Origin of the sequence: Cryobacterium zhongshanensis (genome assembly GCF_022760445.1) — a bacterium.
Taxonomy (GTDB): domain Bacteria; phylum Actinomycetota; class Actinomycetes; order Actinomycetales; family Microbacteriaceae; genus Cryobacterium; species Cryobacterium algoricola.
Genome location: NZ_JALGAR010000009.1, coordinates 53,235 through 79,754, shown reverse-complemented (window position 1 = coordinate 79,754; position 26,520 = coordinate 53,235). Strand labels below are relative to the sequence as shown.

33 protein-coding genes and 1 pseudogene are annotated in these 26,520 nt (G+C 61.2%); 18 read left to right on the top strand and 16 right to left on the bottom strand.

Translation table 11 applies throughout. From position 1 onward, the window contains the following. Positions 1–21: 21 nt before the first annotated feature. Complete coding sequence (locus tag MQH31_RS19960) at positions 22–486, bottom strand: hypothetical protein (protein WP_243013513.1); 465 nt, start codon at positions 484–486, stop codon at positions 22–24. 207 nt (positions 487–693) lie between these two features. Then, positions 694–1,176, bottom strand: a complete 483-nt coding sequence (locus MQH31_RS21020) for a DUF4395 family protein (protein WP_372488194.1) — start codon at positions 1,174–1,176, stop codon at positions 694–696. 466 nt (positions 1,177–1,642) lie between these two features. On the opposite strand from MQH31_RS21020, the gene MQH31_RS19955 reads away from it, so the two are divergent. From MQH31_RS19955 to MQH31_RS19945, 3 genes are all read left to right on the top strand, one after another. Next, positions 1,643–1,972 carry a metal-sensitive transcriptional regulator gene (locus MQH31_RS19955; protein ID WP_134558771.1) on the top strand — a complete coding sequence of 110 codons (330 nt, stop codon included), beginning with the start codon at positions 1,643–1,645 and terminating at the stop codon, positions 1,970–1,972. A 94-nt stretch (positions 1,973–2,066) separates the two neighbouring features. Beyond that, entirely contained in the window at positions 2,067–2,387 is a 321-nt protein-coding gene (locus MQH31_RS19950) for a heavy-metal-associated domain-containing protein (protein WP_134564074.1), read from the top strand. Then, a complete protein-coding gene (locus MQH31_RS19945) occupies positions 2,387–4,696 on the top strand; it encodes a heavy metal translocating P-type ATPase (RefSeq protein WP_243013512.1) in 2,310 nt (769 codons plus the stop codon). The genes MQH31_RS19950 and MQH31_RS19945 overlap by 1 nt, the downstream gene beginning before the upstream one ends. 32 nt (positions 4,697–4,728) lie before the next feature. Here MQH31_RS19945 and MQH31_RS19940 read toward each other — a convergent pair whose 3' ends face one another. From MQH31_RS19940 to MQH31_RS21025, 7 genes and pseudogenes are all read right to left on the bottom strand, one after another. After that, positions 4,729–5,760: a LacI family DNA-binding transcriptional regulator gene (locus MQH31_RS19940; RefSeq protein WP_243013518.1), complete on the bottom strand. Its 1,032-nt coding sequence runs from the start codon at positions 5,758–5,760 to the stop codon at positions 4,729–4,731. Between the two features lie 108 nt (positions 5,761–5,868). After that, on the bottom strand, positions 5,869–6,291 hold the full coding sequence (locus MQH31_RS19935) for a DUF302 domain-containing protein (RefSeq protein ID WP_243013511.1): 423 nt from the start codon (positions 6,289–6,291) through the stop codon (positions 5,869–5,871). A gap of 47 nt (positions 6,292–6,338) precedes the next feature. Continuing rightward, positions 6,339–7,802, bottom strand: a complete 1,464-nt coding sequence (locus tag MQH31_RS19930) for a multicopper oxidase family protein (protein WP_243013510.1) — start codon at positions 7,800–7,802, stop codon at positions 6,339–6,341. Continuing rightward, positions 7,802–7,882 (bottom strand): annotated as a pseudogene (locus tag MQH31_RS19925) (SHOCT domain-containing protein); the annotation flags it as partial. The pseudogene MQH31_RS19925 and the gene MQH31_RS19930, both read right to left, overlap by 1 nt. 33 nt (positions 7,883–7,915) lie before the next feature. Continuing rightward, positions 7,916–8,047 carry a hypothetical protein gene (locus MQH31_RS20765; protein WP_279239297.1) on the bottom strand — a complete coding sequence of 44 codons (132 nt, stop codon included), beginning with the start codon at positions 8,045–8,047 and terminating at the stop codon, positions 7,916–7,918. A 158-nt stretch (positions 8,048–8,205) separates the two neighbouring features. After that, positions 8,206–8,502 (bottom strand): metal-sensitive transcriptional regulator, encoded by a 297-nt coding sequence (locus tag MQH31_RS19920; RefSeq protein ID WP_243013509.1) that lies wholly within the window; start codon positions 8,500–8,502, stop codon positions 8,206–8,208. A gap of 93 nt (positions 8,503–8,595) precedes the next feature. After that, a complete protein-coding gene (locus tag MQH31_RS21025) occupies positions 8,596–8,787 on the bottom strand; it encodes a DUF8730 family Cys-rich protein (protein WP_279239311.1) in 192 nt (63 codons plus the stop codon). 264 nt (positions 8,788–9,051) lie between these two features. On the opposite strand from MQH31_RS21025, the gene MQH31_RS20935 reads away from it, so the two are divergent. From MQH31_RS20935 to MQH31_RS19890, 7 genes are all read left to right on the top strand, one after another. After that, on the top strand, positions 9,052–9,300 hold the full coding sequence (locus tag MQH31_RS20935; RefSeq protein WP_308196492.1) for an ATP-binding protein: 249 nt from the start codon (positions 9,052–9,054) through the stop codon (positions 9,298–9,300). Further along, positions 9,278–9,709, top strand: a complete 432-nt coding sequence (locus tag MQH31_RS20750; protein ID WP_308196493.1) for an ATP-binding protein — start codon at positions 9,278–9,280, stop codon at positions 9,707–9,709. The genes MQH31_RS20935 and MQH31_RS20750 overlap by 23 nt, the downstream gene beginning before the upstream one ends. A gap of 122 nt (positions 9,710–9,831) precedes the next feature. Beyond that, positions 9,832–10,416 (top strand): hypothetical protein, encoded by a 585-nt coding sequence (locus MQH31_RS19910; protein WP_243013508.1) that lies wholly within the window; start codon positions 9,832–9,834, stop codon positions 10,414–10,416. A 212-nt stretch (positions 10,417–10,628) separates the two neighbouring features. Next, a complete protein-coding gene (locus MQH31_RS19905) occupies positions 10,629–11,024 on the top strand; it encodes a sulfocyanin-like copper-binding protein (protein WP_243013507.1) in 396 nt (131 codons plus the stop codon). Positions 11,025–11,100: 76 nt separating this feature from the next. Continuing rightward, the gene (locus MQH31_RS19900) at positions 11,101–11,376 is read left to right on the top strand and encodes an SHOCT domain-containing protein (protein ID WP_243013506.1); all 276 of its coding nucleotides are present in this window, start codon (positions 11,101–11,103) and stop codon (positions 11,374–11,376) included. A gap of 95 nt (positions 11,377–11,471) precedes the next feature. After that, a complete protein-coding gene (locus MQH31_RS19895) occupies positions 11,472–12,164 on the top strand; it encodes a response regulator (protein ID WP_243013505.1) in 693 nt (230 codons plus the stop codon). Then, a complete protein-coding gene (locus tag MQH31_RS19890; RefSeq protein WP_243013504.1) occupies positions 12,161–13,279 on the top strand; it encodes a sensor histidine kinase in 1,119 nt (372 codons plus the stop codon). Before MQH31_RS19895 ends, MQH31_RS19890 begins: the two co-directional genes overlap by 4 nt. Positions 13,280–14,411: 1,132 nt before the next feature. Here MQH31_RS19890 and MQH31_RS19885 read toward each other — a convergent pair. From MQH31_RS19885 to MQH31_RS19875, 3 genes are all read right to left on the bottom strand, one after another. Continuing rightward, positions 14,412–15,497, bottom strand: a complete 1,086-nt coding sequence (locus MQH31_RS19885) for a DUF1648 domain-containing protein (protein ID WP_243013503.1) — start codon at positions 15,495–15,497, stop codon at positions 14,412–14,414. After that, positions 15,494–15,886 carry a GntR family transcriptional regulator gene (locus MQH31_RS19880; protein ID WP_243013517.1) on the bottom strand — a complete coding sequence of 131 codons (393 nt, stop codon included), beginning with the start codon at positions 15,884–15,886 and terminating at the stop codon, positions 15,494–15,496. The genes MQH31_RS19885 and MQH31_RS19880 overlap by 4 nt, the downstream gene beginning before the upstream one ends. A 409-nt stretch (positions 15,887–16,295) precedes the next feature. Next, entirely contained in the window at positions 16,296–17,006 is a 711-nt protein-coding gene (locus tag MQH31_RS19875) for a phosphatase PAP2 family protein (protein ID WP_243013502.1), read from the bottom strand. Between the two features lie 478 nt (positions 17,007–17,484). On the opposite strand from MQH31_RS19875, the gene MQH31_RS19870 reads away from it, so the two are divergent. Next, the gene (locus MQH31_RS19870) at positions 17,485–18,279 is read left to right on the top strand and encodes a response regulator transcription factor (RefSeq protein ID WP_279239293.1); all 795 of its coding nucleotides are present in this window, start codon (positions 17,485–17,487) and stop codon (positions 18,277–18,279) included. A 193-nt stretch (positions 18,280–18,472) separates the two neighbouring features. Here MQH31_RS19870 and MQH31_RS19865 read toward each other — a convergent pair whose 3' ends face one another. After that, positions 18,473–19,225 carry a M15 family metallopeptidase gene (locus MQH31_RS19865; protein WP_243013500.1) on the bottom strand — a complete coding sequence of 251 codons (753 nt, stop codon included), beginning with the start codon at positions 19,223–19,225 and terminating at the stop codon, positions 18,473–18,475. 342 nt (positions 19,226–19,567) lie between these two features. Here MQH31_RS19865 and MQH31_RS19860 point away from each other — a divergent pair, with 342 nt between their 5' ends. Genes MQH31_RS19860 through MQH31_RS19835 form a run of 6 tightly spaced genes read left to right on the top strand, consistent with a single transcriptional unit; the run spans position 19,568 to position 24,398 of the window. After that, entirely contained in the window at positions 19,568–20,302 is a 735-nt protein-coding gene (locus MQH31_RS19860) for an ABC transporter ATP-binding protein (RefSeq protein ID WP_243013499.1), read from the top strand. After that, positions 20,302–21,201, top strand: a complete 900-nt coding sequence (locus MQH31_RS19855) for an ABC transporter permease (protein ID WP_243013498.1) — start codon at positions 20,302–20,304, stop codon at positions 21,199–21,201. Before MQH31_RS19860 ends, MQH31_RS19855 begins: the two co-directional genes overlap by 1 nt. Then, positions 21,194–22,165: an ABC transporter permease gene (locus MQH31_RS19850; protein ID WP_243013497.1), complete on the top strand. Its 972-nt coding sequence runs from the start codon at positions 21,194–21,196 to the stop codon at positions 22,163–22,165. The genes MQH31_RS19855 and MQH31_RS19850 overlap by 8 nt, the downstream gene beginning before the upstream one ends. Beyond that, positions 22,162–22,731, top strand: a complete 570-nt coding sequence (locus tag MQH31_RS19845; RefSeq protein ID WP_243013496.1) for a hypothetical protein — start codon at positions 22,162–22,164, stop codon at positions 22,729–22,731. Before MQH31_RS19850 ends, MQH31_RS19845 begins: the two co-directional genes overlap by 4 nt. Positions 22,732–22,785: 54 nt before the next feature. Then, on the top strand, positions 22,786–23,466 hold the full coding sequence (locus MQH31_RS19840; RefSeq protein WP_279239292.1) for a response regulator transcription factor: 681 nt from the start codon (positions 22,786–22,788) through the stop codon (positions 23,464–23,466). Beyond that, positions 23,463–24,398, top strand: coding sequence for a sensor histidine kinase (locus tag MQH31_RS19835; RefSeq protein WP_243013494.1), 936 nt, complete (start codon positions 23,463–23,465; stop codon positions 24,396–24,398). The genes MQH31_RS19840 and MQH31_RS19835 overlap by 4 nt, the downstream gene beginning before the upstream one ends. 49 nt (positions 24,399–24,447) lie before the next feature. Here MQH31_RS19835 and MQH31_RS19830 read toward each other — a convergent pair whose 3' ends face one another. The 3 genes from MQH31_RS19830 to MQH31_RS19820 form a co-directional block, all read right to left on the bottom strand. Next, positions 24,448–24,855 carry a DUF4870 domain-containing protein gene (locus MQH31_RS19830; protein WP_243013493.1) on the bottom strand — a complete coding sequence of 136 codons (408 nt, stop codon included), beginning with the start codon at positions 24,853–24,855 and terminating at the stop codon, positions 24,448–24,450. Between the two features lie 64 nt (positions 24,856–24,919). Beyond that, on the bottom strand, positions 24,920–25,087 hold the full coding sequence (locus MQH31_RS19825) for a hypothetical protein (protein ID WP_243013492.1): 168 nt from the start codon (positions 25,085–25,087) through the stop codon (positions 24,920–24,922). Positions 25,088–25,265: 178 nt separating this feature from the next. Continuing rightward, a complete protein-coding gene (locus tag MQH31_RS19820) occupies positions 25,266–25,529 on the bottom strand; it encodes a hypothetical protein (RefSeq protein WP_243013491.1) in 264 nt (87 codons plus the stop codon). Positions 25,530–25,739: 210 nt separating this feature from the next. Between MQH31_RS19820 and MQH31_RS19815 the strand changes: the two genes are divergently transcribed. Next, complete coding sequence (locus tag MQH31_RS19815) at positions 25,740–26,429, top strand: response regulator transcription factor (RefSeq protein ID WP_243013490.1); 690 nt, start codon at positions 25,740–25,742, stop codon at positions 26,427–26,429. The last annotated feature ends 91 nt before the right edge of the window (positions 26,430–26,520 follow it).

Sequence of the window (26,520 nt, the reverse complement as noted above, 5' to 3'; positions counted from 1 at the left end):
TGTCCCCGCCAATGACCGTGATCAGATACGGCTAATCGACAGAAGCGTCAGTGAAGGAAAGTACACATGATTGCGGACCTCGGCAACGACGCGGACAAAGCGTCCCCCACCGTCCTTGAGCGTCTGAAAGAGAGCAGGGCGCCGAAGAAGGAGGACGATGGCGACCACCGTGATCAGCACGATGCACCCTGCCGCCATCAGAGCGCACCCCACTGCGCAGTCCGTGCCGCAGGTATTGAGCGCCGACAGCGGGCCGACCCGATCCTCCGACGTCGCTAAGACGTTGTCCGCAACGGCCGGGGTCTCGCCATTCTGCGCCGAGAATTGAGTGACTCCGGCGACCGCTCCCTGAACACCGTCATGGGCGTCGAGCATCGAATGCAAGGCGAGCAGGCTAACCAGCACGCCAACGAGGGCCAGCGAAACGGCGAGGGCACGACTCAGAGCGCGTGGTCGGGAACCGGAAATACCGGAGCGTCGAGACATGCGCGACTCTCCTCTCCCGTGTCCGCGTCGCCGGCGAAAAGCCAGCACATACCCCCCTAGCGTACGCGGAGAACTCGCAGCCAGCTGGCAACTTCCTGAGCCGGGCGGCAGCCGCAGGAGAATTCAGGCTGATAGGTGTTGGTGGTGGTGGCTGTCCGGGGAGTGTTCAAGCTGTGGATAATGGCCTTGTGAACGCGTTCCCGCCGGTTAGCTTGTCGCTGCGTGGGGGAAAAGAAGTCTGTAGAACCACGATCCGAGGCACCAATGAGTGGTGGTGAGTATCGTGCCTCCCAGAGCGACCGCTCCTCCCAGGACGAATCCCAATGCTGACACTCCGTAGTAGAAGGACAAGGCCGAACCGGCGATGAGCACGGTGGACAAGAGGTAGGAAAACTGCCGGGGACGCGGCGTGGGGGGAAGCGGGGGCGCGCGAAACATGTGGCGTACGCCCAAGTTGTAAACCAAATCGAGAATCATGCCATGAGGGAATAACGCCCCGGTGAGGGGAACGATTGCCCCCACTCCAAGAAAGATAGGCGATTGTAGAGCCAATCCGACAAGGATTAGGACGGTGCCTACTGCCGGAGTGAATCGTAGGGGCCCTGCGTAACAGGACTTGGCGTCATCATCGAGACCTCCAAATCCCTGTTTATTCAGGTTGGTCTTCGTGAATTCTCTCACGGCCGCCATTTCAATTCCTTAGTGTTGGACATAGACAGTCCCGTGCGGCTATGGACAGTGAACACTTGCGCCGCTTTGAAAGTCTGCCTTGTCGCTAGGCTAGTGCCGCTCGGTCACAGGATCATGCAAAGGGTTCGGGCCCAGACTGGACAGCCCCCGGTCATCGGATCTCCTGCGGCAGGCCGACAAGCCGCATCCTGAGCCTGAGATCGAAAATCAGCGATGCGTCGTATGGTGTGGCGCGCAGGCAGGTGCGCGGGTTTGTCTCCACAGTCGCATGCACACGGCCCGTGCGCGCAGTGCACTCGCAAGCCATCCCTGACCGCGGCGATCGCCGGGTGTGAGGCGGCATCAGCGATCTTCTGGGCCGTGTCCACGGTCGTCATGCCCGACGCTCTGAGACCCGTATTGGGGATCCAACCTCCTGTACCATAGGGGGGTATGAACGATCGTGCGAAGGAAGGGTAAACCAGCCATGACAAACGTGAGCGCAACACCTGCGGGTGCGGAGCTCCATAGCGGACCGCACGGCTACATCTCCAACAAGGATGACTATCTGAAGCGGCTGCGTCGAATCGAGGGCCAAGCCCGCGGGCTCCAAGGCATGGTCACTGACGAGAAATACTGCATCGACATCCTCACCCAAGTGTCTGCGATGACAAGCGCGCTGCAGTCAGTGGCTCTCGGACTCCTCAACGACCACCTCAACCATTGTGTGCTCGACGCCGCGGTGCGCGGTGGAGACGAGGCAGAGGCCAAAATCAAGGAAGCCTACGACGCCATCGCCCGCCTAGTGCGTTCGTAATCGTCGCGCGTACCGGATCCGGTGGTATTTTGGTACCCCCAAGGGGTATAGTGGGAATATACCCCGTTGGGGTAACCGAAAGGACGCATCACTCATGAGCGAAACCACAGTAAACGACCTGGGCCTGACCGACGCCTCCTGCGCCTGCGGGACACACACTCAGTCCAGGGCCAATCAGGCCGCCGCTCCGGCCGACGGGGCGACGAACACCTTTCGGGTGCTGGGAATGACGTGCTCACACTGTGTGGCCAGCGTGACGAAGGAAATCGGCAAGTTGGCTCGCGCTGAGGATGTGAACGTTGACCTCGTCCCCGGCGGAGTCTCCCTCGTCACTGTTACCGGCGCCCCGCTCGATCGCACGGCTGTCGCCGCGGCCATCGACGAGGCCGGCTACGAGTTGGTCGCTGAGTCCTGATGAGCGGCGTCCGGATGGGCGGCGAACACGTCGACCTTCTTGTTGGCGGGATGACGTGCACCTCGTGTGCTGCGCGCATTGAGAAGAAGCTCAACCGCATGCCCGGGGTCGAGGCCACGGTGAACTATGCGACCGAGAAGGCCAGCGTCTTTGTGCCGGAGGGCACGACTGTCGCTCAGGCGATCGCCGTGATCGAAGAAACCGGATACACGGCCGAGCTTCCGAAACCGCCGGAGGCAGTTGCCGATGAGGCCCCGAGCCAGCAAGACCGAGACGTCGCCAGTCTCCGCCAACGACTGATCGTTTCCGCGATTCTGGCAGCGCCGGTCGTCGCGATGTCGGCAATTCCGCCGCTGCAGTTCATCAACTGGCAATGGCTCGCCCTGACTCTGGCTGCACCCGTCGCCGTCTGGGGTGCCTGGCCGTTCCACCGGGCCGCCTGGACGAACTTTCGGCACGGTGCGGCCACTATGGACACGCTCATCAGCATCGGTGTGTTGGCCGCCCTAGGCTGGTCGCTCTTCGCGCTTTTCTTCGGTACGGCGGGCATGCCCGGTATGACCATGGCATTCAGCTTCACGGCCAGAGCTGATGGTGGCGCGAGCGAGATCTACCTCGAGGTCGCATCCGCGGTCACCGTCTTCATCCTTGCTGGACGCTACTTCGAAGCACGCGCCAAAAAACGATCCGGCGCGGCACTACGTGCGCTGCTCGAGCTGGGAAGCAAGGAAACCGCACTCCTCCGCGACGGCGTCGAAACCATCGTGCCGACCTCCTCGCTCGTCGTCGGTGACCTGTTCGTGGTGCGCCCGGGCGAGAAGATTTCAACGGATGGTGTCGTGGTCGAGGGCGTGTCGGCGATCGACGCGAGCATGCTCACCGGCGAAGCGGTTCCGGTCGAAGTCGGTCCGGGCGCCGTCGTTGTCGGGGCGACTCTCAACTCGGGCGGCAGGCTCGTCGTCCGGGCTACCCGGATCGGCGCCGACACCGAGCTCGCCCAACTCGGGCGCCTCGTCGAGCAGGCCCAGACCGGCAAAGCGGATGTCCAACGTCTGGCGGATCGGGTATCCGCAGTGTTTGTGCCCATCGTGATCGCCCTCGCCCTGGGCACCCTCGTGGTCTGGCTGAGCCTGGGCGCCGGACCGGTCGTCGCCTTCACCGCCGCCGTCGCGACCCTGATCATCGCCTGCCCGTGCGCGCTCGGGCTGGCCACCCCGACGGCCCTGCTCGTCGGCACCGGCCGTGGCGCGCAGCTCGGCATCCTGATCAAAGGCCCGCAGGTCCTGGAGTCCACCCGGCGCGTCGACACGATCGTGCTCGACAAGACGGGCACCGTGACCACCGGGCAAATGACCCTCGTCGCGGTCGTACCCGTCGGCGCCCTCAGTGAAGTTGAGCTTCTCGGCTTCGCGGCCGCCGCAGAAGCGGGCTCCGAACACCCGGTCGCCCGCGCCATCGTTTCCGGCGCGCGTGACCGGATCGCCGTACTTCCCACGGCGGAATCGTTCCAATCCGCAGACGGCCTCGGTGTGCAAGCCGTCGTCGACGGCCGGATTGTTCTAGTCGGACGCCCGCAGTGGCTGACCGACCACGCCGCCATCGCCTTCCCGCCCGAACTGGCTAACGCTCTGGCCGCCTGTGAGAATCAAGGTCAGACGAGTGTCGCCGTGGCCTGGGACGGGGTGGCCCGCGGCATCCTCGCCGTCGCAGACACGGTCAAGGACACGAGCGCCGCCGCAATCGCCGAATTCCGCCGCCTGGGCCTAACCCCGGTGCTCCTGACCGGGGACAACGACACCGTCGCCCGCAGCGTCGGCACCCTGGTTGGCATCGACGACGTGCGCGCCGGCGTGCTCCCCGCCGAAAAGGCCGAGGTCATCCGCGCGCTCCAGGCGCAGGGCCGGGTCGTGGCCATGGTCGGCGACGGCGTCAACGACGCCGTCGCACTCGCCACCGCCGACCTCGGCATCGCCATGGGCACCGGCACCGACGTCGCGATCGAGGCGAGCGACCTCACCCTCATCCGCAGCGACCTCGTCGCGGCAGCGGATGCCATCCGGCTGTCCCGGCGCACGCTCGGCACGATCAAGGCGAACCTGTTCTGGGCCTTCGCCTACAACGTGGCCGCGATCCCGCTCGCCATGCTCGGCCTGCTCAACCCCCTGATCGCCGGCGCCGCAATGGCGCTGTCCTCGGTCTTCGTGGTGAGCAACAGCCTCCGGCTCCGCGGATTCCGCGGGCTTAACGTGGCCATCGATTCACATCAGGTCACGAGCGCGACATCGGAACGGGCGACCGCCAGCGCCTGACAGCTACTGCGGCACCCGCGGATCGCGGGGTGTCACGTGAGTGCGGCGCCACCCGGATCTACGGGTGACGCCGCACTGTCACGGACCACCAGAGCTGGAGCCGCCGAGGCGAATGTTCGCCCCAGTGGACCCGAAATCAGCCCATCCAACACCAGGAAGGCACGATTGCCGAGCCCAGCGAAGTCTTGATTCACGGTCGTCAAGGCCGGTCGCCACAGGGCTGCGAGAGGATGATCTCCAAAACCGACGACACTGACCTCGTCAGGGACAGATTTTCCAGCCTCGGCGAGACCGTGCATGACTTCCATGGCGAGAACATCACTGCCACAGAAGACCGCCGTGACGCCAGGCGAGCGGGCCAGCTGGCGCCCAATGGCGCATCCCGAGTTCGGTTCTTCACTCGAGTGAATGACCTCCGGAGTCGCGGCCCCCGCTGCACGGAGGGCACGGCGCCAGCCCAGTATCCGTTCGTCCTCGTTCGGTGAGGCGGGAACGCCGACACAGTGCACTGTCGTGTGACCAAGCCCAAGGAGGTAGGCCACGAGTTCTCCGGCCGCGGCGGGCTCATCCAATGACACGTGCGGGACACCATTTTGGGGCATGCCGGAGACAGTGACCGTGAGGATTCCTTCGGGGATTCGGCGGAGCGCAGCAACCCCCACCGCATCGGAGGTGAGCACGATCACGCCCGCAACTGCCTGGTCAAGGACGAGTGAGAGAGCCTGATCGATGCTGTCGTCGTCGGCGTCGCCGACCGCTGTCAGGCTCATGAGGTAGCCAGCGGCTCGGGAGCTCTCCTCGATGCCGCGAATGATCTCCACTTGTTCAAACCGTGATGTGGTCCCGGCCAGCACTGCGATGATGCGGGCGTGGCGGCCAGCCAGGGAACGGGCAGCTGGGTTCGGCCGGAAGCCGAGTTCGTGAACCGCGGCGCGAACTCGCGTCAGCTTGTCGTCACTGACGCGTGCGGACCCATTGAGAACACGGGAGACAGTCGCTATTGAGACCCCGGCCAGCCGAGCCACATCATCGACCGTTGGGGTATTCGCGCCGCTGTCTGACATCACGCCCCCACTTTAGGTCACAGGAATCCATGAACGCCCTCTACCGCATTCAGATTGGCGGGCTTGCGCCACCCCGTCGGACTCAACCTTCGGTTGAGGGGATGGGTGCTACTTGTGGATGTTGAGGTTTTCCAGAGCTGACAGTGCGGCGAGCAGGTGTGCGTCGGCCTGGTCGGCGATGTCCTGTATCGCCGGGGAGGTGCTCAGCTGGACCATGGTCTGAGGGTTGATCGTTTGGACTGTGGTAGTAGTGGCCGAGGGGTGTCGCCGGATAACGACGTTGCACGGGAGCAGGAGTCCCATGTCGGGGTCGGCCGTGAGTGCTTGTTCGGCGAGTGCTGGGTTGCAGGCTCCCAGAATCAGGTAGTCGCCGAGGGCTTGTGCGTTTTCGCTGCCGAGTTTCGTTTCAAAGGTTGCGTGGACGTCGATTTCGGTGAGGACGCCGAATCCTTGGTTGGCGAGTTCCTGCCTCACGTTGGTGACGGCTTCCTCGTAGGGCAGCGAGAGGGTGATGGTGTGTGCGTAGTTCACGTGGTTCTCCTTGTGTAGTTGTTCTCACTTGGTATGGGGTGTTGGTCTCAGGATGCTTCGATGATTCCCATCATTCCGGCATCTTCATGGTCGAGGATGTGGCAGTGGTACACGGTCTTTCCGGTGAAGTCGTCGAAAGGGATCCTCACCCGAATTCTGCTTTTTGCGGGCACGTTCACGACGTCTTGCCAGAGGACTTCAGTGACGTGCGCCCCGTTTTGCTCAACAATTTGCATGGGCCAGACGTGGAGGTGCACGGGATGATCCATCGGACTGGTGTTGGTCAGTGTCCATTCCTCGACACTTCCGCCGTGAACAATCGTGTCGATCCGTGCCGGGTCGAACTTTTTACCGTCAATAACGGATTCCATCATGTTCGTGTCGGATCCCATGCCCATTCCGCCTGACCCCATCCCCATTGCGAAGGTCAGCTCGCGTTGACCGTCCACGGGTGAGTTCCGTAGGTCTCGAGGTGCTGGCTGGGCTGGCACCTCGGCGGGAGCGTCGGCCGCAGTGCCTGCTATGACAAGGGTGGCCAGGTTCACGGTTGTGGGGGAGGGGCGGGTTCCGCCCATCATCCCCATCGCGGTTCCCCGGTCCACAGGAAGGGTCTGAAGCGTTGCCGTCCCGTTTGACGTGGTGACAAGAAGATCGGCACGGTTTCCCGGGGCGAGGACAACCTCTGTGACGGTGCGGGGTGATGGGAATCGACCGGAGTCGATTCCTAAGAGTTGTAGTTGTTGACCATCAAGTCTGAGCTTGAGGTACCGGGCAGCACATGCGTTGATGATTCGCCACCGTTCGCGTTCGCCGGGACGGGCTGTCAGCTGGGGTGACGCGTGACCGTTAACGAGCATAAGGCTCCCTTCCCGCCCAAGCATGCGATCCATCGCGGACGCCCCGGGGATTGTTCCGGACTCATCTAGTGTGATGTCGGAGATGACGAGGACCCGGTCCCGGCTGACCGGAATCGGAGTGGGGTCGTCAACGATGATTGCGCCGTACAGTCCACCAAACACTTGAGTGGCCACCGTGCCGTGATGGTGCGGGTGGTACCAGTACACGCCCGGCGGATGATCTTTCGGCAGCAAATATTCGTAGTCGAAAGAGGATCCCGGATCAATGGACACGAACATGTTGTCGCTATTGCCGTTAGGGGACACATGGAGCCCGTGGACATGGAGGTTGGTGGGCTCCTGAAGCTTGTTCTCCACGGAAACTCTCACCCGGTCCCCGGGGCGAACGATCAATGTGGGACCCGGGAGTCCGCCGTTGTAGGTGAGGGCGGTTGCTTGACGTCCCGCGATCAGCGCGGGTCCTTCGGCAGCCTTCAGCTTGAGCTGCAAAGCACCATTGATGCTTCGAAGTGTTTTCGGTTCCGCAAAGTCTTCGCCTGTCGAGGGAACGAATCCGATATTCGCCGTCCAGAAGAGCCCGGTCCCGCCGGCAAGGATACTGGCAGTTCCTAAACCGCCAAGGATCAGAGCGGACCGCCGACTGATGGGCTGCATCAGGTCCTGTCGCCTAAGACACGGATTAGCTCGTGGTATTCCTCCGTGGTCAGTTCCCCTCGGGCATATCTTTCATCGAGGAGCTGACGCGCACTACTGGGGCGCCGCGTGTCCTACTCGTCGCGGCCGTCCCTTTTCACACCGCCTCCGAGGAAGCGCACCAAGAGAATTATCAGCAGCACAACTCCGGCGGCGATGAGTACCCCGAACAGCCACCCACCGCCCATTCCTATTCCATTCATCATGATTCGTGCGCCTTCCTATAAATTTGACGATCATCGATCCCGTCGATTTCCGCGTAAGCGAAACCCTGTCGAGTTGCCGCCTGGGTTGAGAAAGCAACCCGAACGCTGAGCGGCAGCCTTACCTCTTGCAGCGGTGACGTCCCGCCCGCGTCCGCGCGCTATGCCAGAGTCAGAAACAGTTTTTCGAGCTCGGGAACGGTCATCGGGTCAGCCGGATCGTTCGGGGACGCGATGCAACGCCGCATAGCGGACGACACGATGATGAACCCTGCCCGGTCAAGGGCCTTGGAGACGGCTGCAAGTTGGATGACAACGTCGCGGCATTCGCCACCTGATTCGACGGCAGAGATGACCGCGCCAAGCTGCCCTTGCGCGCGGCGAAGTCGGTTCAGCACCCTTCGCTGGCTCTCGCCGGCCGTCTCTGCCGATGCGATGGCTTTGGCAGGTTGCTTCATATTGTGCCTTTCCGTGGGTGTTGGTGTTGGTGTGGGTATGGGCGAAGGGCGTTCAACGGGGGCGGTCACGTGCTGACGACTCGTCCGTGGGGGTTACCGGCGAGGAAGGAGACGGGAGAGGAAGCCTCCCTGGACGCGTGACGGGCTTTCATGCCCGCGGCACCTGTGAGCGCTCGGGATGCCGCGCATCACCTTGTCGACATGTTGCCCGCATCCGGCCCACGTCGTTTTCCCACATTTCCTACACGTAACAGCCCGGCAGATGTGTGCTCCTTGTTCGTGCATAATCGCGCTCTTCACTTGTCCAAAGCCGCAGGCCGATTGACGAATGCTCAACTCGTAACCAAGTTGGCTCCGGCCGTTGCCGCCTCAGCGAAAATGGCGTCGATATGAACGCTGTTCTTGCCGGCGCGCCGCAGCAGATTCGCTGCGATCCCCGAGCTGAGCGGTATCAATCACGGTAACCGTCATGAGCCTTGCTCTCCTGACAGGAATGATCGGGCGGGATAGAGTAGCTCTCTCTGACGAAGTTTACCCCTAGGGGTATTAGTGTTGGCTGGGAGAAATCCTTCCAGAACTGGCGTTGCTCTTGATCGCACCGGCGGAACTGAGATAGGGCTTCATCTCCTAAAAACCTACCTAGCCTGCGCGTTGGGGATCAGCGCCTGCCAGAGCCAGCACACGGTAGCCTACTTCCGGATGGACGACCTCGCCCGGCGGCTCGTCAGCGCCTGCGGCACCGGGATCGCGCACCAGAAGCTGCTGAACGTCCAACATCGACCTGCTCATCATCGATGACTTCCTCACCGTCGGCATCGACAGCGATGCCGCGAGCGACTTGTTCGCGGTGTTGGCGACCCGGGAAGACCGGTTGCCGACGATGATCGCCTCGCAGACCGGGCCCGCCCATTGGGTCGCCGAACTGCCCGACCGGGTCGCGGCGGACTCGATCTTGAACCGCCTCGCGAACCACGCCCGGATCATCAGACTGGGCCAGATCGACATTCGCCAGCACCGCAACGAGCAAACCCGCAGCCACGACACCTCGTACACGACACCTACTAGGAGTGCAACCGCAGCGGCCCGGGCGAATAATCCGGGCCGTTACCACTTCCACAGAAGAGCGCTACCGGGTCATCAGACCGGGTCATCAGAACACCGGTACACGATGAGGCGACGCGCCAGTGCACCACGATTTTGGACTTGACCGGTTGAAGCACGTGCCCGACGCAATTGGGATAGCTCTTCATCAAACCTTCACACGGTCAGGGGCCGAAGCTTCATGCGCCTTCCGCATGCTTGCTGTAGGTGCTCATCGGGTACCTATATGTGAAGGAGCTGAACAACATGAATTTCAATCGAAAGACCGTGACCCGTGGGCTGGTCGGGCTCGGACTTGTCGGAGCGTTCGTGACCGGCGGCGTTGTGGCCGCGCAGGCGGCTACCGGTGAAGGGCCGATTCCCCAGCCCGTGTCGACGGCCCCGTCAAGCGTTGGCGCCGGCCCGTACGGCCACATGGCCGGTATGGCATTCGGCCAGAATTCGCCTATGACCGTCGTTGCCAGCTACCTCGGCCTGAGCCAGACCGAGCTGCAGGAGAAGATGCAGGCGGGGAAGTCGCTCGCGGACGTCGCTAAGACTGCAGGCAAATCAGTATCTGGGCTTGAGGATGCCATGGTCGCGGCGCTCCAGACCAATCTGGAACACGCCGGCGCGCTGACTTCGGATCAGAAGGCGGCCACTGTGGAGGAGTTGCGGACCCGAATCGACGCGATGGTGAATGCAGCGCACACTCCGGGTACGGGAATGGCGATGGGCTCAGCATCTGGTGCGGGTATGGGTATGCAGGGGGCGAACACGGACTCACGAGGTAACCCAGGAATGGGATCAGGAATGGCCCGGGCTGCTAGTTGAAGGGACAAATCATGCGAAAGAGAATACTTCTTGCCACGGCCATCACTGGCGGGATCGTGGCAGTCGTCGGTCTGACTGGGTTGTCTGTTGGCGCAGTCAGTGCGCTCAACGGCGGGCAACCCGTTTCCGGGTTCGCTTCCGGATCCTCATGCCCGACGCCGAACCTGCCTGGGACCGTCGTGAACGTAGCCCTGTCGAATATGGGAGGTCCCATGATGGGCAACAACAGCGGAATGATGTCCGGCGGCGGCAACGAGAGAGTGCCCCGCGGAGCAATGAGTCTCAGCATTGATCATGCGCACATCGGCCAGGGGTCCGTATCACTTCTAGCGGCCAACGATGGGAGCATCAGCCACGAACTGGTCGTTCTGCCCATGTCTGATTCGCAGGCCGTGGGCACCCGAACCATTTCTGGTGACAACAAGGTTGAAGAGACCGGCAGTCTGGGCGAAGCGTCGTCGACCTGCGGCGCAGGCGCAGGCGACGGTATCGTTCCTGGGTCCACCAGCTGGGTCACATTGACGTTGGCTCCGGGACGCTACGAGGTCGTCTGCAACCTCCCCGGTCACTATGCGGCCGGTATGTATAGCGAGCTGACGGTTTCCTAAACAGGAAGCTCGGAACGCGGCCGAGAGCACAATCACAATCACAATCAACGACGGATGAGACGAAGGAGAAGTAGAAATGATGTGGGGAAACGGATACAACAACAACATGGCATGGGGGTGGCCGGTCGGGCTGATCGTCCTTGTGGCAATTATCCTGTTGGTCATTTGGGCCGTGCGAGCCTTTGCGGGCAAGACCAGCCGCGACCATCAAAGCGGCGACGCTTCGGTCACCCCGGCGCAAGGCACGCGGAGTCAAGCACGTCAGCTACTTGACGATCGGTTCGCGAAAGGCGAATTGGACGCCACTGAATACCGGGCACGACTAAAAGTGCTCGAAGAAGCGGCTGGGTAGAAGTTCTCTTAGCGAGTTCTTTGTGTCGATTCGGCCGGCGGGCACGGGGCCGCCAGCTGGTTGTTTCGGCCATAATCAGAGGAAAGGGGTGAACCATGCAGAAGGTCTTGGTCGTTGATGACGAGCCGCAGATCCGGACCGTGCTGCGCGGCTATCTGGAAGCGGAAGGCTATGGCGTATCGGAAGCCGCGGACGGTGTTGAGGCGCTTGGCGCTCTCCGGAGCGATCCTCCGTCCTTGGTGCTCCTGGACGTAATGCTTCCGGGGATAGACGGACTCGAAGTCCTCCGTCAATTGCGCGGCTTCAGCGACGCGTATGTCATCCTCCTCACGGCGAGGGCAGAGGAGGTCGACAAACTTGTCGGACTCGGCGTTGGAGCGGATGACTATGTAACGAAACCGTTTAGCCCGCGCGAGGTCACGGCCCGAGTGAAGGCCATGTTGCGCCGTGATAATAGGGGTGACCGGGCCGACGCTGACGCCCTGCTCCGCTTCGACGGCTTATCCGTCAACCCTGCCCACCGCGAGGTCGAGGCGGATGGGGCCTCAATCGCACTTTCCAGCCTGGAGTTTGACCTTCTCGCGGCACTTGCCGGCGAACCCGGGCGAGTGTTTTCCCGGGCACAATTGCTTGAGAAAGTCTGGGGCTACGATTTTTACGGCGACGAGAGAGTCGTCGATGTCCACATCCGCAGTTTGCGCGCGCGACTCGCTGACGACGCCAGCGATCCACACCTGATCGCCACCGTGCGCGGCGTGGGCTACAAATTCGTCGGCCGGTCCCGATGAAGATGCGTTTGCCGCTGCGGCTTTTCATCTCCTACGCCGTCGTCGCCCTGGTCGGCGGCGGCGTCGCTTACCTGACAGTCTCTCTGCTCGCCCCGCGACTATTCGAAGACCGACTGGGGATGATGATGGACACTGCGGGCAACGGCATGTCAATGGGCAGCATGGACGCGACAACCGTGCGCTCAGCATTCCTTTCTTCGCTGACTACGTCGCTTATCGTAGGGGTACTGGCCAGCCTCGTCGCCGCCGGTTTCGTGGCGGCGGCAGTCACTGGTCGTCTTCTGCGCCCCCTCAATGCGGTGCGGGCAGCGACGAAGCTGATCGCCGCCGGAAAGTACGGGGGCCGTGTCCCCGTCCCTTCCGAACCGGAACTAGCCGCGCTGGCCACTGACGTGAATACCCTCGCCCGGGCCTTGGCCGACACGGAGTCCCGACGCACACGGCTGCTCGGGGAAGTCGCGCACGAGATGCGAACCCCATTGACAGTCCTTGACGGCTATGTGGAGGGCCTAATCGATGGGGTCTTTACCGCGAGCCCCGAAACTTTTGGTTCACTCAGCGAGGAATTGCGCAGGCTGCACCGGCTTTCGGACGACCTTTCCAGCCTGTCTCGTGCTCAAGAGCAGCGACTTGACCTGCATCCCGTCAATGCGGACTTGGCTGACCTGGCTCGTCGCGTGGCTGCGCGCCTCTCGCCTCAATTCGAGGATTCGAACATCACGCTCAACACTGTCGCCGACACGGCCCTCCCTGTGCAGGTCGACCCTGACCGGATCACCCAAGTGCTGACAAACCTGCTCGGGAATGCGTTGCACGCTACGCCCGCCGGCGGCACCGTCACGATCACCGCGCGTGGCGCCGATGACAGCGGCGAGGTCGTCGTGTCCGACACAGGAGCAGGTCTGGCAGAGGAAGATCGAGAGCGCGTATTCGAGCGCTTCTACCGGGTACCAGGCCAATCTCGCCGATCTGGAGGATCGGGTATCGGGCTGACCATCGCTCGAGAAATCGCACGCGGACACGGTGGGGACATCACGGCCTCGTCCGCCGGACGAGGGCAAGGAGCCAGCTTCGCGGTCAACCTGCCCTTGCGATCAACCGACAAATCGGTCTGAATCAAACCCTCGTTTACCCTTGACACGGGTGGCTTCGTGCTTTGTCGGCTGGCGGTCGATCGTGGCTGCGCTCATCCGCACTAACTGTGCCGCCTCCTCATCGCTGATCTCGAGGTCGCCATCACGCCGCAGCAACGGAAACAAAACTCCCAGAATCGGCGCGAATCGCTTGTCAGCCGGCGCCCGCGACACCTGCCAACATGTGATCAGTGCCCGCGTCAACGCTGGCAATTAATTCGACGCCCGCCCCGGTCTGGGCTTGATGACCTTCAACGCCAACGAGTCACGCAACGTTGATTACACTCAAATCACCAACTTCCGCGTGATCACGCGGGACTCGTGGGTGACAGGCCGCCAAGCAGATCACCCTGGTTCGCATCAGCTGTTCTTGGTTCGACTCCAGGTACCTCAGCACTAGCCTGAGAGTGATTGGGAATTGATGCGTGCACGTATATTCAACGTTTATTGCGTCGAGACCGGCCAAGGCGGGCCTAGGTGTTGCGATAGCGTCCCTGCCAGACATCGCACGGAACTCCTGATCAGATCAAGATCAGTCAGGATGAGTCTAAGTATCGGAAGAAGAATCGCTTTGCCAAGAAAGGCCCGCCGCAACCCGTCGGTCCCGGGTTCAAGTCCCGGCCGCCCTACTTTAAAACTGACGTTGATCGGCCTGTTTAGTTGCCGCCGGAGTGGCGAGACTTGAACCCAGTCTCATGCGGACCTGGGTTCAAGTCATTCGCGCCTGTTCGAAGTTGCGGTTGATCGGGATTTCTTATCTCGATTCCCAGTGAGATATTTGACGCAGTCAACGTTTATCCACCGTTTATTCACCCGCGCCTGCCTAATCTTGTCTCTCGTCGACGATGCGCACGTCCCGGTTGGGATGGTCTGGGAAGACTTCGAGCGCCTTCTACCTTGTTGCAGTACGACTGCGAAGCAGGCAGCGTCCGCCACATCATCACGCGGGGTCGGTCCTAGAATTCGCGATGGTCCACTGCTCATTCGATGGCAAGGACTGTGCAAATCGCTTCCAATGGGCACTGTGACACCTCGGACACCCGGGTCGAACGACGACTTTCCTCGTGAACGCTTCCTTCATCGTCAGGGATCCCTCTTAGGCGTCCACTGGCGCTTAGCCGTCGAAACGTATGACGATCACAAGAATGATCAGCGCGAGCAAGCCGGCCAGGAGCATCGCTGCTTTGGGATTGCCGAGGTTCACAGTCCATCCGAGTCCGAACCTGCGCGGAACAAGCAGTGCATGGTCTTCACGGTTGACGTAGAACAAACCGCCGCGCCAGAACCTGTCGTCGTCGCGGTGCGTCAGTCCGGTGTCCGGTTCGACGTCATCGCCTCGGTCCCGGTTGTTCCTGGCCAGGACCAGGACCAAAACCACGACTGCGATCAGGATCGGGAGCGCCACTACCAGTGGCGCCCACGGTGTGACAGTGCCGGTCCACATGAGTGCCGATGATCCAAGCATTGCCACGTCGATCATCGCGACAAGCCCGAGCAGCGCTTTGGCGCTCAGTGCCGTATAGCGCCGATACCAATCGGCGGAGCCGACGGGGCGCGCTGGATCGATGTCGGGCCTGCTGCGGACGATCGCCACTGCCATGACGGCGAACAGAGCTGTCAAACCGATCTGCATGAACACCAACGAGAAGGCTGTGCCAACAGACTTCACGGTCACCCTGTCGGGCAAACGTTTCGCGCCGTAATGCACCGCGAGGACGTCGGGCATCGACGGGTACACGAGCGCTCCAGCTACTCCCGTCCCGACGGTAATTATCACGGCCGGAGCCAGCCACAGCCAGGGGAACCGCAGGGGTTCAGTCCGTAATCCGGTGTCCACCGCGATGCCCTGGTGGCGCCCCTCGAACCACCCTCCGGCGGCTTTCGCGGCCCGGATCTCCTGATTGGCCAGATAGAAGCACCCGTACCAGAGGCCGACAAGCGCCAGCACCGACAAGGGAAGCAACACCGGCTGCCCCGTCAGCGCGAAGATACCGACACCGACCCCGGCGACGACGAGGCCGCCAATTAGTACTCTCCGCCGATAGATGCGGGCCTGCCTTGTTACCGTGAGGTCCCTTGCATGCTCGGCTGGCACTCTGACCCCGAAGGGTACGGTCGGACTGGTGACCGATGGCAGCACCAGGGCCAGGAGGAGAACAAGTCCCAAGAGAACGAGACTCAAAATTATGGCGACGCTCATGGCGTGTCCTCTTGTTGCTTGGCACTGAATGACTCGAGTAGGGACCGGCATGTTTGAAGAACTTCATCGGCCGACAGCCCTCTGGCGATACCCTCGGCCAGAAGAGTCCGGGCCCGTGCTGTCCACTCCGAGGGGAACGTCGCGTCGGCTACCGTTGTTGTCACAACTGCACCGGACTTGCGATTGAGTCGAATCAGTCCCTCCTTCCGCAGGAGGTCATAGGCCTTGTTGACGGTATGGAAATTTATCCCAAAGTCAGAAGCGAGCGTCCTCGTGGCCGGTAACGAGCTGCCTTCGGTCAGCACGCCATCGGCGATTGCTTCCACGATCTGGTCCCTCAGCTGCTGGTAAATCGGCAACTCGCTGTTCAGGTCCACGTTGAGGATCATTGCGTTCACCGCCTCGTTTGTTCTATCTAATATAGAACACATGGTGTTTAAGCGGTAGTGATTTGGTTGGAAGCGTCTCGTCGACTCCATTGCGCGATCGAGGCCTCGTTTTAGGCGGGCGAGCACGTGGAAACGATGAGGAGAGGGTGCGCGTCGGTGACGGTTTCGCCCATGTCGGGCGATGAATCTTTCTGCCCGAGATAGACGATTGCGACACGAGGGTTCTCCTCGAGAATTGCTCGGATCTTCACGAAGTTCAGTCCGTGCACTTGTCGGAATTGAGCCTGTTCGCTTGCGGAGGAGAATCGCCGAATTGGCGGCTGCTCGCAGGGTCACGCAAGAGTGCGACAACACTGTGATGCTTGCGACCTAGGAACAGATCCTGGAGTCCAAAAGCGAAACTCATGAGTCATCGTGACCAGCGGGGCGCGATCAAACCAGCCCAGGCGCTGTTGACGATGGTAACCGCGGCGACCGAATACACGAGAGATGCGAGGACGTCCGTGGGATAGTGAACGCCGAGATAGACCCGAGATACCGCCACTGTCAGGCCCAACACGACCCCGGCGACCACGGTGAGACGATGCCACCGAGATTTCCAGAGAATGACGATGAGGGCGAGACTGAGAGAGGCGGCGAAGGCGGTATGCCCGCTGGGGAAGCTCCACGAGGTGGGAGTGGCGATGATCGGGTGAACGAGTGCAGGGAAGTTCGGACGCACCCGGTGCACGAGAAGCTTGATCACATCGCTGCCGAGCCACGGGACGGCGACCAGGAACACGAACCAGACTGTTGTCACCAGCCGCCGGGAGAACGCGAGCACAGAAGCCGCAACCAGGAGCGTGATGAGGACGGCCATCGGAGGGCCGAAGACCCAGTTGATGCCGACGGCAATCCCGTCGGCGAAACCCGTCTGAGTGCCGCCGACCGCGTTGACGATGGCCAAATCCACCGACGTCCACGCCGGCGACGAGGATACGAGGAAGCCGGCGATCGTGACGGCAATGACTGCAACAACCGACAGCCCTAAAGGCAAATGACGTCCGACAGGACGTGCTTGCTTCTCCTGCACCAGTCGGAGGGGCGTCATGGGTTCGCGGGTTTCGTCGGGAATGGGCATGCATTCCACGTTCGCACTGTGGGTCCCAGAAGCCTCTAAGAATGCAGCACCGTGCACGAGAGTGAATTCTTAGAGAGATCTTGGACGAGCACCGGAAGTATAGACAGCAAGAACCAGATGGACAGCGGCCCGCGCGCATTTTCTGGAGTCTCATCGTCGTCCCATCGACAGGGTCGTAATTTGGGACCCTCACCACACCCCTAAGAAAAGGACCCCTATGGATTGGCGGACCGTGGCGGCGATCACTATTGCCGCTCTCGTCACACTCACCGGAATGCGGGCACTGATTGGTGTTCTCTCCCAGGTCGCGCAGGATGGGGTTGACTGTGACATCTCTGACTAGGGCAACGCAGGCCGCTGCAGTCTTCTTCTCGCCGCCGCAGGAACCGATCGAAGGGCAACGGGAAACGCCTCGGTCACTCGACCTTTGCGCTCGTTTCGACCAGGAAAGGCAGAAGCCGGGCTGGCGTGAGCGAGTATGAGCCGTTTTGTGGGAGGCAGTGCGGCCCCTAACCAACGTCTTCACAAGCCCGATGGCACAATGATTCGCGCTCTCGTGGTCGATGACGAGCCTGCGCTTAGGGAACTGCTCTCGCTCGCCTTGCGCTACGAAGGCTGGGACGCGCGCACTGCCGAGGACGGCCACGGGGCACTGGCCCTGATTCGAGACTTTCACCCGGACGTCATCGTGCTCGACGTCATGCTGCCCGACATCAACGGACTACAGATCCTGAGGCGCATACAGGCCGACGGAAATACAACTCCGGTGTTGTTCCTGACTGCGAATGACTCGCTGGAAGATCGGATAGCGGGCTTGACCCAGGGCGGTGACGACTACGTCACAAAGCCGTTCAGCCTGGAGGAGGTCGTAGCTCGGCTTCGAGGGCTGATCCGCCGCTCCACTCACGCCGTCCCCGACTCGTCCGGTTCATCGCTGACCGTTGGTGAGTTGTCGCTGGACGAGGGCGCCCGGGAGGTCATCAGAGCGGGCGACCGAATCGTGCTCACCTGCACGGAGTTCGATCTTCTCCTCTACTTCATGCAGAATCCGAAACGAGTTTTGACAAAGACCCAGATCCTCGAACATGTGTGGGGATTCGATTTCGGTGGCCGGTCTTCCATCGTGGAGATCTACGTGTCGTATTTGCGGAAGAAGATCGATGCGGGCCGCGAACCAATGATCCACACGCTTCGCGGCGTCGGATACATGCTCAAAGTCAACGATAAGCAAGTCCCCGCTGAAGCAGACGATCTCGATGCTGCACAAAGTTAGGCAGCCCATTTCCCAGCCTGCGCATGGACGAGCAACTTGCCGAACGGGACGTTAATCGCATGACGGCCTTCTGGTTTTCAGCTTCGGAGGACTTGTCACAGCCCCATGTCCTTGAGCGCGGCATCGGTTAGTGCCGGCAGAAACCGCGGGACAGGGATCTGCCTGTGAACTGGGTCGGTGTGTCTGGCCTGAACTATTTGTACTGGGGGGCAGCGGGAAGACCGAAGAATTCTTCGAGCGTGGTGACACCGACGACATGCATTTCCGTGGACAATTCGATCCCGACGTATCGGAAATGCCATGGTTCATACGTGTATCCCGTGATAGGCACTTTGTCCGCTGGGTAACGGAGCAGGAATCCAAACCGCCACGCATTCGCCGCCAGCCACGAGCCCTGGGCGGTCCCGCCAAAACAGGCCTGGAGCGAACACGCGGCCGGCAGAGCGCTGATATCGATGGCGAGTCCCGTCTGATGTTCGCTCGTGCCCGGGCGTGCGGTGTCGGTATCCGCGGCGGCCTGACCATTCGCAGTGACGTCCTGGTCATAGACGTCGCGTTGGGTTGAGTAGCTGCGGAACGCGCTTTGAGATTGCATCTTGAGCCCGGTTTCCGCCGTGAAGGCGGCGAACATCGCAACGACCGCGTCCGCGGCCGGCCTCCGAAGCTGCGGTTCCCACACGTGAGGCACGCCAAGGACGACGAGATCCGGCGGGGTGTAGTCGACGGGAGCGATCGGTCTCGACTTATTGACGACGACCCAGATGCTGGAGGGATCGTCGACCGAACGGGCGGTCCGATCGAACGTGGCGATCGCGTTCGGCGTCGGCGTGGACGACGGAGAAGGAGGGTGTGAACCCGCATCCGTATTTACTGTTCCCGGGGACGTAGCCGCTCCGCCGTCTGCTCCGCCCGAGCAAGCGGTCAGTGCTACGAGCAGCCCTGACACGATCGCGATCCCTGCAACGCTGGCGGTGTTATGCCTCAGCCCGGTCCGTGCCCTGAGAGATGAGAATTTTGCACGCATTGCACCGATCATATTTGGATTAGCTGGGAAACGACGGCCCGATGACCGTAGTTCCAGCACGCATGATCGACACCAGGTCTCGGACGCCGAGACGGCGCGTGTGTCCGAACAAGCCCACGTATCCGCACATGATGGCTGCCCGTGCGATTTGACTCGCTCGTCATCGTCACGGCAGCGGGCGCTGATCAACCATGATGGCAGCAGTGTGAGGGCGCCCGCTGTCTCTCATCGTCATCTCACGAACGGTTCTCTAGCCTCGGACCTATGTCCGAAATCGCAATTGCCACCCGAGGTCTATCCCGGAGTTATGGCTCCGTCGCCGCCCTGCAACATCTGGATTTATCTGTCGAACGGGGTGAGATTTTCGGCCTTCTCGGGCACAACGGTGCCGGAAAGACTACAGCGGTCACAATTCTTACCACCCTGCTCCAACCCTCCGGCGGTACAGCGACCGTGGCCGGCTTTGATCTGGCCACAGAGTCCGCTCAGGTCCGGAAGAATATCGGCTACCTGCCCGAAAACGTGCGGCTGTATGACAACCTGACGATGCGGGAAAACCTCAGGTTCTTCGGCCGACTCTCGGAGGTCGCCAACGTCGACACCCGGATCAGGGACGTCCTCGACTTTCTCGAATTCACCGGGCACGAAGATGAACGCCTTGCCACCTTCAGTAAGGGCATGCGCCAGCGGGTGGGAATCGCCCAAGCGATTCTGCACGAACCCTCCGTCCTCTTTCTGGACGAGCCGACCTCCGGGCTGGACCCACAAGGTGTGAAGACTTTGCGTGAGACGATCGTTCGTCTCAATCGTGATCTGGGCATGACGATCTTCATGAACACTCACCTGCTGTCCGAGGTGACAAAAACGTGCACGTCGATCGGGGTCCTCCGGAACGGCGGATTGATCTACCGGGCGTCATTGGCGGACACCGTGGCGGCCTTCCCCGGGGAAGACTCGCTTGAACAGATCTACCTCACCATCGAGTCCGGCCCCCGCTGATGGGCCAATATCTGACCGTGGTCCGCTACGAAATTATCGGTGCCAGCCGCGATCGGTTGCCCCGCACTCTGCTGATCGTTTTCCTGGGCATGATCGCAGCCTCCGGAATCATCGGGTGGCTGACGAACCAAACCGTCACCGCCGTGTACAACCAGATCCGTGCCGATGGGCTTACGGGGGCGCCCAACCCATTCATGGGTGTCTCACCCCTCCGCTACATGAGCAACACGGTGATCTATGTCGTACTGATCGGGGCATTGCTGTCCACGGTTGCTGGCGTGCAAACGGCACTGCGGGACCGGAAGATGAACACGACAGACCTCGTGCTGAGCCGCCCCGTGTCTCCAGTTCGATACGTGGCCGGCAAGCTGACCGGTCAGGCGTTGTGGCTCGCGGTCGTGCTGGCCATAGCCGCGTTCACCAATTGGGTTTCCATCAGCGTCATCACTGGAACAGTGCTATCGCTTTCAGACGCGGGACAGATCGCCCTCTTTTATGCGATGAGTTGGATGTTTCTCCTGTTCTTCGTCAGCTTGGGGATGATCAGCGGGCTTCGGAGCGGCAGCGAAGCAATAGCGCTGCTGGTGCCGGTCCTGGTGTGGGGGATTCTGATCTTCGTCGTACCCCAACTGGGTACCGCCGCACATCCGGTGTCCTTGCTGAACCCCGTCGCGGTTCCCCCGTCTCAAGGGGGGTTCTTCCAGCTCATGAACACCGTCTTGGGGCCGTTCGCACTGGGCGAGCACTTCAAGAACGTAAGTTCATCAGTCTTGGCCACAAGTGTGGATGCCCAGACGCCGGTTCTGAGCTTTCTGGTGGTCGCCCTCTTCACCGCGGTCGCGGTCACGTCGTTGCTCCTGACTCCCAGGACCGTTCTGAGGAAGGCACTCCATGAATAGCCTCCTGTTGGTCTTCGGCAAGGAGATCACCGATTTCCGTCGGAACCGTTTCTTCGTGCTGCTGCTCGGATTCCTGACTCTGATTATGGTGCTTTCCGTGGTCGTCGCGTCCGTAGACTTCCGCTCCAAAATGGGCGAGTACGTCCTCTACCTCGACAGTTTGAAACGAAGCGGCAGCACGGTGGTCCCTCCAGCCCCGCAACTTTACCCGCTGCAACTCCTCAGGGGAAGCATCGAGTACCTCGAACTCCTCGGCGCCCTGTTCGCGATCATCCTCGGTTATCGGATGATCGCCAAGGACAAAGGCAGCGGCGCCACCCCGCTTGTCTTCACCCGCCCGCACGCTCGCTTTTCTGTTAGCGGCGGCAAACTCCTCGCCCTCGCCGTCATCTGGGCGGGCGTCAATACCCTCGTCTTCGCGACGATGGCTCTGTCACTCCTCGTCGTGGGCACCGCAGCGCTCTCTCCGGAGGACTTCGGACGGATTGCAGTCTCCGCGTCGTTTGCCTGGATGTATCTGATGTTCTGGAGCGCACTGGCGATGGGCCTTGTCGCGCTGAGCAAACGGCTGAGTTCCGGATTGATCGCTGCCCTTGTCATCTGGGTTGTCGTGGTCCTGGTGATCCCGCAGATTGGAGACACCATGGACCCGGACAATCAAGTCCCCGGCGGGCTCTTCAAGAGCCTCCAAGTCGGCAAGGCCGACGAACTCGCTGTCACCGCCCACTTCTCCGGCTTCGAAACCGCTCGCGATCAGATCGAGATCTCCTCCATCACCAAACACTACGAACGCAGTACTTTCGCATTCCTCGGAATCAAAGACGTGTACAACCAACAACCCCTGGGTAACGTGTGGGCTGCGCTGCTGCCTAACACCATCACCCTGACTCTCGGATTCCTCGCCGCGATTGGTTTCGGCCTCCTCACGACTGTGAAACATAACCTCCTTAGGAAAGAATCATGAACCTGAAAAAGTCTGTGCCCCTGATCGTGATCGGTGCCCTACTTGTGGCCGGCCTCATTGCCTGGCAGGTATCGACGGCGACTCCGCCCACTGCAACGTCCCCGGTCCAGGCCTCGGGCTCGTCAGCGGTTCTCCCCGTGACCTCGAACCCAATCGTGAATACCAGCACAACCGTAGGCCTGACCATCGTCGGAGCTGCGGTGCAGGACAATATCGACCCGATCACCAAAGCAGCCATCAACGACAGACTCCAACTCACCCTGAAAAACACAGGCCCAACCAATTTGACCGGATTCGAAGCCTTCTACACAATGACCGACGCAACCACGAAAACGTCGGAATCGTACTACCAGAAACTCGATGGCATCCAACTCGACCCCGGCAAGGAAACGACGGTGTACTTCGACAACCAGAGCGGTCCCGGTCACTACCCGGAGAACGCATTCAGTTTGTACCGGAGCTCGAAGGACAAAATCGATTTCGCCATCCAAATCAGCGCACCAGGGGTGAAGATTGCCACCGCGACCGCCATCAAGGACGCCGGAACCGGTGAGAAAAGCGACTAAACACATGCGTGGCCGGCAGACCGTCGCGGCCACCATCTCCTGTTACCGTGCCGTATGAGGATCCTGGTAGTCGAAGACGATATGCGCATCGCCGATCTGCTCCGCCGAGCGCTCAGTGAGGCCGGATATGCCGTCGACGTCACCCACAACACCGGAACAGCTGAGGAAGCCTTCGCCCTCGAGGCCTACGATCTCGTCCTGTTGGATCTGCTTCTACCCGGCGCGCCCGGGGGAGGGATGGAGCTGTGCCAAGTATTCCGGGTCTCCAACAGTGACATCCCAATCCTGATGCTGACAGCACTCGATTCACCCCGGAACCGGGTCGCAGGGTTGGACGCCGGCGCCGACGACTACCTGACCAAACCATTCCATCTTCAGGAGCTTCTGGCCCGGGTACGCGCCCTCCTCCGGCGTGCGCCCAAAGCCGACCACCCGATCGTGTCGATCCGAGACGTGCAACTCAACCCAGCCACCCGATCCGCCAACCGCGGGGGACGCGACATCCCGCTGACGGGTAAAGAATTCGCCGTGCTGGAATACCTGATGCGCAACGCCGGAACCATTGTCAGCGCGTCCGAACTCATCGACCACGCGTGGGATGAAAACTACGACGGGTACAGCAATGTAGTGCAAACGTACATTCGCTACCTCCGACAAAAACTCAACGGTTCAGGGGAACCCGACTTCATCACCACGCATCGGGGGATGGGCTACATGATCGAGGCGGACCAGTGATCTTCCGCCAGGCGACGCGACGAATCACTGTGGCCTTCACTGGGATACTCCTGCTTTTGTTCGGAGCGTTCGCCCTCGGAATCTATCTCTTCGTCACCGCAACTTTCGACTACGACTCCGTCGCCAGCAATGGGGTCGAGGCCGTCGATGCGGCCGAACAGGGCTTCGCGACCCTCCGGATCGCCCTCCTGATCGGGTACCTGCTTCTCGTCCTTGTCGTTCCCTTCGTGAGTTATGGGATGGCGCGGGTCGTTTTGCGTCCCGTACGCCATAGTTACAACATGCAGCAGGCATTCGTTGATGACGCCTCTCACGAATTCCGAACCCCGCTGGCGATCATCCAGGGAGAACTGGAACTCGCCATCAGTCGCCGCAGACAAACTGTCGAGTATGAGGCAGCGATCAACACGGCACTCGAAGAGGTCGACCATCTCACGTCACTCACAAGCGATCTGCTCCTCCTGGCCAGAGGAAGCGACGACCAGGTAAAGGCCAGGTTCCAGCCCGTCAGCGTGGAGACGGTTATCAAACGCGCCATCGAACGATCCGGCGCCCAGGTGCGCGTCACGATCGAAACACCGGCAGTCCAACACATCACGGGAGCTGAAGACCTGCTTATTCGTGCCGTAGGCAACGTGCTTGACAACGCGGCCAAATTCTCCGCGCCCGATAGCACCATCAGCCTCACCGTCGGTACCCGGGGTGATCGGATACTCATCAAAATCGTTGATGAAGGCCCCGGAATGACCGCCGAAACACTGAGCCACGTCTTCGACCGGTTCTGGCGTGCGGAGGAGTCCCGCAATCTTCCCGGACATGGACTTGGCCTCGCTCTGGTGAAACAGATCTGCGAGGCGCACAACGGGACCATCACCATCGAGTCCGCCCTCGGAGTGGGTACGACGGTCCGGGTTCTGCTGCCAGCAAGCTGACCCACCCGACGACGCCGCTGACGCTCATCGGGCAGCAACCGCAGAAAGGTCACTTCACCAAGTGAAGTGACCAGGGGTAGTCGTATGGATAGCCGCGGCGCGCTTGTCGAAAGCCTGCACAACAGAAGGCGGTCTCCGTAGCCCACAGGATCGCGGCCACCACGGCGAAGGCGCCGCCGGAACCGAAAGCAACAGCGGCCAAAATGCTGAGTACGTTGAGAATCAGAAATCCGCACATGGCGGTTATCTGGAAGTTCAGCGCTGCCTTCGCTTCCGCTGAAGGGAAACGGTCCTGCTCCATGAAGATCAGCCACACCAGCAGGGAGGGCACCACTCCGACGATTCCGCCCAGATGCGCCACGGCAGCCCACCGGCGATCGGCGCGAGGCGGGAGGGGTGCGAGGATACTTTGAATTACCGACGGATCGACATGGTGACCGAGTGCCGACTGACTCATGACAAAGACATTGCTGCCCGGCGTCTGGGCTCAAGTGCGGCCATCCGGATCTGATCGCCCGAGTTCACCACGATCGTGACCGTGCCTCTTGTGCGCTGTGGTCGATTTGCCCGTCCGTCTCCGAATCGATTCGATCTTGGGCAACCTCAGACAGGATGACGATGACCGCTCGAACAGAGGCGATCACCACGACGCCGCCGAGAGCGGCGGCTGACAGAACAAGCCAGGTCATTGTGTTTCCTTTGAGTACGAATTTTCGCGAACGTTCACGGAAATGAACGAAGCGAAAGTGGCGATGTGCACGAAGACGAAGGGGGTGGACTTCTCTGGTTGTCCCCCTGGGGTGACGATGACCGGCTCGGCGAATCGAGTCGGTCATCGTCACCCACCTGACTACGAGAGGGAGGATCTTACTTTTCGGCGGCTCCGCCCTCGTTGTTGACATCGACGCCTTCAGCGTCCGCGTGACCGCCGTCGTTGCCATCGCCGGCCGTGGCGGACTCAACCCCGGGAGTTTCTGTCGGTGATTCGACGCCGGGAGTCTCTGTGGCCGCGGGAGTTGCAGATGTGGCCGCCGTCGGTGCCGTCGGCGTGGCCGCGAGTGCGGCTCCACTGCCGATGCCGGTCAGGGCAAGAACGATGATTCCGGCTGCAGCGATCTTCTTCTTGATCATGTGAGTCTCCTTGAACGGTGTGAGTTGGTGAACACCGTTGACTCTCGCAGCGCAGGATAAGACGTCGATAAGTGCGGCTGGCAGGGTACTGACAGCCCATCTCCCCGGCGATCGTCTCGTCTCATCGGTCGCTTAGCGTCTCCTTATCCAGTGCTGGCATGCTTGGGGTGTTGACCGTGCTTTCTCGGACTGTCAACCGAGGGAGATCCCATGAAAATACTTCTCGTCGAAGATGAATTGGCCATTGTGCAGGCCCTTGAGCGCGGGTTGAAGGCGGAAGGATTCGTCACGGAGTCCGCGATGAACGGAGTGGACGGACTCTGGATGGCGCAAGAGAACGCCTTTGATGTCATCGTCCTGGACATCATGCTCCCTGGCATGTCGGGATATGAGGTCTGCCGCGCCCTACGAGCCGGCGGTTCGACCGTGCCGATTCTTATGCTGACGGCGAAGGATGGCGAATATGACGAAGCCGACGCTCTCGACCTCGGAGCGGACGACTTTCTTTCCAAGCCATTCTCTTTCATCGTTCTCCTTGCCCGGCTCCGCGCGCTGCTCAGGCGTGCTCCGGCCGACCGCGAGCCCATTCTCGTGGCAGGGGCCATCCGGCTGGATCCGGCGTCCAAACGTTGTTGGCGCGGCGATTTCGAGATATCGCTCACTCAGCGAGAATTCTCGTTGGCCGAGTTTCTGATTCGGAAAAAGGGGCAGGTGGTCAGCCGCAACACCATCGCCGAACACGTGTGGGATTCCGAGCTGGATATCGACTCCAATGTCATTGAGGTCTATATCGGGTACTTACGCCGAAAACTCGGAGCCGGACGGGACGTGATCGAAACGGTCCGAGGTGCCGGGTACCGACTCATAGATGCTTCCGAGGAGACAGTCCGTGCATCCTGAGCGGTCTGAGCAGAACGTTCGGCGCGGGGGGATCCGTCGTAGAGTGACACTCACGGCCGCCGCTCTGGTCGGCTTGACTTTGCTGGCAAGT